The 6,790-nt window shown below is 41.4% G+C and carries 5 protein-coding genes; 3 read left to right on the forward strand and 2 right to left on the reverse strand.

Translation table 11 applies throughout. The features are described 5' to 3' along the window. The first annotated feature begins 121 nt into the window (after positions 1-121). The gene (locus VB694_RS22030; protein ID WP_323362476.1) at positions 122-2,392 is read left to right on the forward strand and encodes a transglycosylase domain-containing protein; all 2,271 of its coding nucleotides are present in this window, start codon (positions 122-124) and stop codon (positions 2,390-2,392) included. A gap of 148 nt (positions 2,393-2,540) precedes the next feature. Here the strand turns inward: VB694_RS22030 and VB694_RS22035 are convergent, their stop codons facing one another. Both VB694_RS22035 and VB694_RS22040 read right to left on the reverse strand, forming a co-directional pair. After that, the gene (locus VB694_RS22035; RefSeq protein ID WP_323362477.1) at positions 2,541-3,965 is read right to left on the reverse strand and encodes a DUF4335 domain-containing protein; all 1,425 of its coding nucleotides are present in this window, start codon (positions 3,963-3,965) and stop codon (positions 2,541-2,543) included. Then, positions 3,962-4,588, reverse strand: coding sequence for a DUF3038 domain-containing protein (locus VB694_RS22040; RefSeq protein ID WP_323362478.1), 627 nt, complete (start codon positions 4,586-4,588; stop codon positions 3,962-3,964). The genes VB694_RS22035 and VB694_RS22040 overlap by 4 nt, the downstream gene beginning before the upstream one ends. A 414-nt stretch (positions 4,589-5,002) precedes the next feature. Between VB694_RS22040 and VB694_RS22045 the strand changes: the two genes are divergently transcribed. Next, complete coding sequence (locus tag VB694_RS22045; RefSeq protein WP_323362479.1) at positions 5,003-5,521, forward strand: adenine phosphoribosyltransferase; 519 nt, start codon at positions 5,003-5,005, stop codon at positions 5,519-5,521. Positions 5,522-5,682: 161 nt separating this feature from the next. Continuing rightward, positions 5,683-6,729: an ABC transporter permease gene (locus VB694_RS22050; protein ID WP_323362480.1), complete on the forward strand. Its 1,047-nt coding sequence runs from the start codon at positions 5,683-5,685 to the stop codon at positions 6,727-6,729. Positions 6,730-6,790 lie beyond the last annotated feature (61 nt).

A 6,790-nucleotide genomic window follows, 5' to 3' on the forward strand; every position in this document is an offset into this window, starting at 1 on the left:
CTCAAATAATTCAGTACAAAGAATTTATTTTGAGCTTGCGAGTAAAATGGTGTAAGACTAGCATTAAAATTGCGATCCGTGCGATTCTGTCTTCACCAACAGCCGTGATGTGATATAGCCGATGAGTTCCCCGCAACCGCCGCAAAAGCCACAAACCTTACTTGGTCAACTGACGCAAGCAGTAAACACCATTCAAGCCAGGGTAGATTTTTCCAAACTGGCGCTCAAGCCTAATGCCAAAGTACCAGAACTCTGGGTGCAGGATGCGGGGGCGGATAAAGCGGAAATATATCCCCTATTGGGCGATCGCTACATATTAGGGCGGAGTTCCAAATCTAGCGATATCGTCGTCCGCAACCCAGTAGTTAGCCAAATACATTTGTCCCTATCACGGGATTCCAGCCAAAGAACTCCCACCTTCACCATCAAAGATGAAAATTCTACCAATGGCATTTATATTGGCAAACGACGAGTTACATCTTTAGAACTGCGTCATGGTGACGTTTTCACCTTGGGTCCACCAGAACTTGCTGCCTCAGTACGGCTGCAATACATCGATCCGCCAGCCTGGTATATTAAAGCAGCAACATGGGGATTTTATGGTGTTGGTGGTGTCAGCACCTTATTTGCCCTAGCCATTGGTCTAGAATGGACAAAATTTTCTGTCAGCCCCCTACCTACAGCCACCAGCGCCCCTATAGTCGTTTATGCCCGTGATGGTTCTACACCACTAAGAGAACCCCGGAATATTGCTCACGTAGACTTAAAACAGTTATCTGACTTTGGTCCTTACTTACCAGCTGCGGTAGTCGCTTCTGAAGATAGTCGCTATTACTGGCACTTTGGAGTTGATCCATTAGGTATTTTGCGAGCCGTATTAATCAACAGCCGCACAGGTGGCGTACAACAAGGAGCGAGTACAGTTACTCAGCAAACTGCCCGCAGTTTATTCCGTGATTATGTAGGTAGACAAGATTCCTTGGGGCGGAAAGTGCGTGAAGCAGTTGTTTCACTGAAATTAGAAACCTTTTACAGTAAAGATGATATCTTACTCACTTACCTAAATCGAGTGTTTTTAGGTGGGGATACTTCCGGCTTTGAAGATGCCGCTAAATATTACTTTGAAAAATCAGCCAAAGAATTAACTCTCTCAGAAGCAGCAACCCTAGTAGCAATTTTACCAGCACCTAATGGCTTCAATTTTTGTGGAGATAGTCCAAGAAAATTGGATACAGCAGATTACCGCAATCGTGTAATTAGGCGGATGCTGGACATGGGCAAAATTAGCGTCGAAGATGCCAACCGCGCCAGACGTTCCCCTGTCCAAGTTAGTCCCAAAGTTTGCGAAAGACAAGCTCAAACAGTTGCCCCCTACTTTTATAATTACGTTTTTCAGGAACTGGAATCAATATTGGGGGAAGGAGCAGCAAGAGAAGGCAACTACATCATTGAAACCCAGTTAGATCAAGCAATTCAAGCCCAAGCAGAATCAGCCCTGCGAAATTCACTAAGTAACGCTGGTTCAACCTTACGGTTTTCTCAAGGCGCAATAGTGACATTAGACTCCAAAACTGGCAGCATCTTGGCAATGGTGGGGGGAAACGATTACAAAAAAAGCCAATTCAATCGGGCTGTACAAGCGCAAAGACAACCAGGTTCTACCTTCAAGATTTTTGCTTACGCTGCTGCTTTAGAACAAGGAATACCAACATCAAGAACCTATTCCTGCGCTGCATTCCCTTGGGGGGGATTTACTTACAAACCCTGTCGCTCTGGTGCGGGTAGTTTAGATGTAGCCACAAGCTTGGCACTCTCAGAAAACCCCATTGCTTTAAGAATTGCCAGAGAAGTAGGATTAAATAAAGTTGTGGAAATGGCGCAGCGTTTAGGAGTTAAATCTTCTTTGGAAGGTGTTCCTGGTTTAGTTCTTGGTCAAAGTGTAGTCAATGTTTTAGAAATGACTGGTGCTTTTGGCGCTATTAACAATCGTGGTATATGGAATCGTCCCCATGCTATTAGCAGAATTTTAGACAGTAGTGATTGTGAGGATCGCAATGATTTAAAGACCTGTCGTGTCGTCTATTCCTACGACCAGGATCGAGATAGTAATAAGCGAGTGCTAAAAACAAGTATCGCCAATACAATGACTAATATGATGCAGAGGGTAATTTCCAGTGGTACTGGTCGTAGTGCATCCATTGGACTGGGAGAAGAAGCAGGTAAAACTGGAACAACTGATAAAAATGTTGACTTGTGGTTTATTGGTTTTATTCCCAGTCGGCAACTTGTAACAGGCATTTGGCTAGGAAATGACAATAATTCCCCCACCTCTGGTAGCAGTGGTCAAGCTGCTCAGTTATGGGGAAACTATATGAAGAGAATTACTAAGTAAATTGGTAATTGGTAATTGGTAATTGGTAATTGGGTTATTCATCCTTCCAGTCACCAGTCACCAGTCACCAGTCACCAGTCACCAGTCCCCAGTCCCCAGTCACCAGTCACCAGTCACCAGTCCCCAGTCCCCAGTCCCCAGTCCCCAGTTACCTATATCCCTCCCAGGGGCTGACTTCCAATGTACCGTTAGCTTTAAAAATTACTTGAAAGTGGGCAAGAGGTTCTTTGTTATTAGGGGCAGCTGCATTAGAACCGTACTCAGATTGGAACATCTGTGGTAAAGGTGTTTCTCGAAAAAAGTCAAAAGCGACTTGGTTGAGTGGCTCATAGTCAGCAATAACACCAATTTTGTTTACCGCTACCCGATATTTTAATTCTCTGCTAAAGGTAGGTGTAACGCTCCAATTTTGGCGAATTGTATTATAAAGCTTTTGGTTTAAGTCTTTGACTGTACTGGAATCAGTAATTTTGGCACCAGTTACCTCTGGTGTTTTGGCATATCCACGCCAAGGACTAACTTCCAAGACAGCTTGTCTAGTAAAGACTACGCGGAATTGAGCGATGGGTTCGTTGGTAATACTACGGTTAGTAGGGTTGTATAGTAGTTTTGGTAGAGGAGTTTTTTCTATGCCGTCATTCGCATTTTTGTTGACGGCTTTATAACCAATGATACTACCATCAGCGGCCACACCCAAGCGATAGACTAAATCCTCTGTAATTTCCTCGCGATTATTCCAAACAGGGTGAATTTGATTATATACTTGCCGATTCAATGCACGTAGTTGAGAAGGATCAGTAATTTCTGGGACTGTATTTAGCAGTGCTTCTAAATCTTTGATAATCGGTGTGGCTGTGGCTGTAGGTGATGTTGTTGGTGTGGGTGAGTCTGTAGGAGAAGTTGTTGGTGTCGGTGAAACTGTGGGTGTTGTAGTCTCAGTTTGTGACTCTAACTGAGGTTCGGGTGGACGTAACTGGGGAGGTGGAATCAAACTAAAAGCCACCGCTGCTACTGCCAAACTTGATACTCCCACACTTACTGGTACTGCTTGTTTCAATAAAACTTGACTAGCACCACCATAGCGCCTAGTAACAGGTTGTAGTTCTAGTGTTAACTCTGGTAAGGTTTGGGTATCAGCAAAAAACTGATCTACCGCCTCGACTAAATCAAACAACTGCACTGTATTCAAATCAATTTGAATAGATGACTGTTTAACTTCATTTGATTGAGATTGCAAACCATCAGCAGTAATTTCTGAATGCACAATTAAGCTATGTCGGTTGCTGTCAATTTTTTGCAACTCTACTAACTCTGACTCATGGTTGTGTGCTTGAGGGTTGGGTACAGTGCTTAAAAATTCTTGGGCATAGGCGCTTACTGCCCTGACCAAGCTTTCAAAAAATTCCCTACCTCCGGTTATAGGTTGACTATAACTAGATAAATAGCATTCTGCATTTACCAATATAGATAGTTCTGGACGCAGTTCTTGAAAATTGGTAGATATGGCTACGTCACTTAACCCCTCTAACAGCAATGTGCAATTAGGTAAACTGTACTTACGTTGAATATTCATTCTACTTCACCGTCAAAAAGAGAAATCCAGAAACGCTGCATTCCAGCTGTACCAGTGCAGAATAGTAATTTTGCTAATAAATCTATAGCCAGTTCATTTAATTTTTCGTCTGAGTTTAATGTTATTAAAACAGAACGTTTGGCATTCATCCGGCTTTTAAAATGCGCTCTAAACCTTTCTAGGTAATTAGCTAGACGTAAATTTTGCTCTAGTGGAATCTGCTTTTCAGACAATTGCTGATATATCATTAGCAGCTGGCGGATGACAACCGTTAATCGCCGCGCTATGTAGCAAGCAATCACGACTAAAGCTTTTGCTTCTATGATAGTCAACGGACGGCGGCTGTGCGCTCTTCGCAAAGGATTAGAAGCTCGCATTCGCCATAAATTTACCCGATTTTTAATAATTCCTGTCAGGTCTAATTCTTGGGCAAAGGCAAGAATGGCTTCAGAACCCCCAAGCTCTAAAGCTTCAATTGCCAGTAACATTAGGTCTATTTGCAATGTGGTTCTGCGAGGGCATCCCTTTGGACCGATGGCCGGATCTGGTAATGTATCCAGAATCATCGGCATGACTTCAGGAGTTGGACTATTCAATGACGTTACGCTTGCGGAGACATTCATTCTCTAAAATACCTTGTGCTATTCCAACAAACTGAGTGAAATAAGTAAAACAAAATTAAACACAATTTAAGATAAATAGCCAAACCAGAACTTAGGCTTGTGGTTATGGCATCAACATCCCAATATATACAATACTTACTCTTGTTATACCAAGATTTCCGTATACTGTAATGAAACTTTTAAAGCATCAGTTGACCTACCTACCTACGTTAACGGGACAAATACATCTCTAGCTTGGTTTAAATTCTCAGTTATTGTCAATGATTCATGAAACAGAGGGCAATAATCTCCAGAAGATGACATTATAGTGTACGATTTTTCAGGGAATTGGAGATTGAGGAAGAAAGAATATTTATCTTTCTTTTGCCTCTTGCCTTTTAGCTCTAGCGTTTTACCTCTTGACTACTGACAAATATGGATTTAAAATCTCTGATTCGTGACATACCAGATTTTCCTAAACCTGGAATTTTATTTCGGGATATTACCACCCTACTGCGTGATCCAGAGGGTTTACGCTACACTATTGACTTTTTAGCACAAAAATGTATTGAATTGGAAATCCAAGCAGATTGTATTGTGGGTATGGAATCACGGGGGTTTATTTTTGGCGCACCTCTGGCTTATAAATTAGGTTCTGGTTTTATTCCCATTCGCAAAAAAGGAAAGTTACCAGCAGCAGTTCACAGTATTGATTATGAACTAGAGTATGGTACAGACAGCTTAGAAGTACATCAGGATGCTTTAAGTCCAGGTAGCAAGGTTTTGATTGTTGATGATTTGATTGCTACGGGTGGAACTGCAAGTGCTACGGCTAAGTTGTTACAAAAAATTGGCTGTGAACTTGTGGGCTTTGGGTTTATCATCGAGCTACGGGATTTGCAAGGACGGAAACATCTGCCCGATGCACCAATTATCTCTCTAGTTGAATATTAGGAATAGGTAACAGGTGACAGGTAACAGGTGACAGGTGACAGGTGACAGGTAACAGGTAACAGGTGACAAGTAACAGGTGGCAGGTGACAGGTGGCAGGTGACAGGTGACAGTGTAAGAGAGAATAGAGAACAGTGATAACTGACAACTGATAACTGAGCTAATGACAAATACAAAGATTTCTTTGCTGATGGGTCGAGATTGGCTAATTAAGCTGGTGACAGATGAAACTTTTGTTTATGTAATCAAAAGATTATTGCAAGCTCTGTTGACAATTTTTTTGGCATCGGCTTTGTCGTTTTTTATCATGAAGTTGTCTCCGGGGGATTATGTGGATACACTACGACAAAACCCGAAGATTTCCCCGGAACGGATTGAAGAAATACGGCAACAATTTGGTTTAGATAAGTCTTGGCCGCAACAGTTTTGGTTTTGGTTGAGGCAAATTATTACTAGGGGTGATTTTGGTACAAGTTTTATTTATCAACGTTCTGTATCTTCCCTGTTGTGGGAACGAGTACCAGCGACTTTGTTGTTAGCGATCGCTTCTTTATTGATAACCTGGTCTATAGCTATTCCTCTGGGTATTCTCGCTGCTGTTAAACAAAATCGTCCCACTGACAAGATTTTACAGGTCTTAAGCTATGCTGGACAAGGCGTTCCCAGTTTTATTACTGCCTTATTTTTATTGTTCTTAGCCCAAATCACTACCCCGCTATTTCCGGTGGGTAACATGACTAGTATTGATCATGCTGAACTAACTTGGCTGGGTAAAATTTTAGATATCAGTTGGCATATAATTTTACCGTTAATTGCTTTAAGTATTACTAGTTTTGCTGGTTTACAACGGATTATGCGCGGTCAATTATTGGATGTTTTGCGGCAAGATTATATTCAGACTGCTCGTGCTAAAGGTCTACCAGAAAACCGCGTTATTTATGTTCATGCTTTACGAAATGCTATCAACCCTTTAATTACTTTGTTGGGGTTTGAATTAGCAAGTTTGTTAAGTGGTGCATTTATCACAGAAAACTTTTTTAATTGGCCAGGTTTGGGTAAGTTGACTTTACAAGCAGTTTTAGCAAAAGATCAATATTTAGTTATGGCTAGTTTAGTGATGAGTGCAGTTTTATTGATTCTTGGTAATTTGATTGCTGACTTAATGTTAAAAGCTGCTGACCCCAGAATTAAATTAGAAGATTTAAATTAATCATTGGTCATTAGTTATTAGTTATTAGTTATAGGAATCATATTTGAATTTTGAAAAAATT

Origin of the sequence: Anabaena sp. UHCC 0451, assembly GCF_034931405.1 — a bacterium.
Classification (GTDB): domain Bacteria; phylum Cyanobacteriota; class Cyanobacteriia; order Cyanobacteriales; family Nostocaceae; genus RDYJ01.

Bases quoted from the DNA above. Each gene is read 5' to 3' on its own strand.
- VB694_RS22030 (WP_323362476.1), top strand. From the start codon at position 122: ATGAGTTCCCCGCAACCGCCGCAAAAGCCACAAACCTTACTTGGTCAA.
- VB694_RS22035 (WP_323362477.1), bottom strand. From the start codon at position 3,965: ATGAATATTCAACGTAAGTACAGTTTACCTAATTGCACATTGCTGTTA.
- VB694_RS22040 (WP_323362478.1), bottom strand. From the start codon at position 4,588: ATGAATGTCTCCGCAAGCGTAACGTCATTGAATAGTCCAACTCCTGAA.
- VB694_RS22045 (WP_323362479.1), top strand. From the start codon at position 5,003: ATGGATTTAAAATCTCTGATTCGTGACATACCAGATTTTCCTAAACCT.
- VB694_RS22050 (WP_323362480.1), top strand. From the start codon at position 5,683: ATGACAAATACAAAGATTTCTTTGCTGATGGGTCGAGATTGGCTAATT.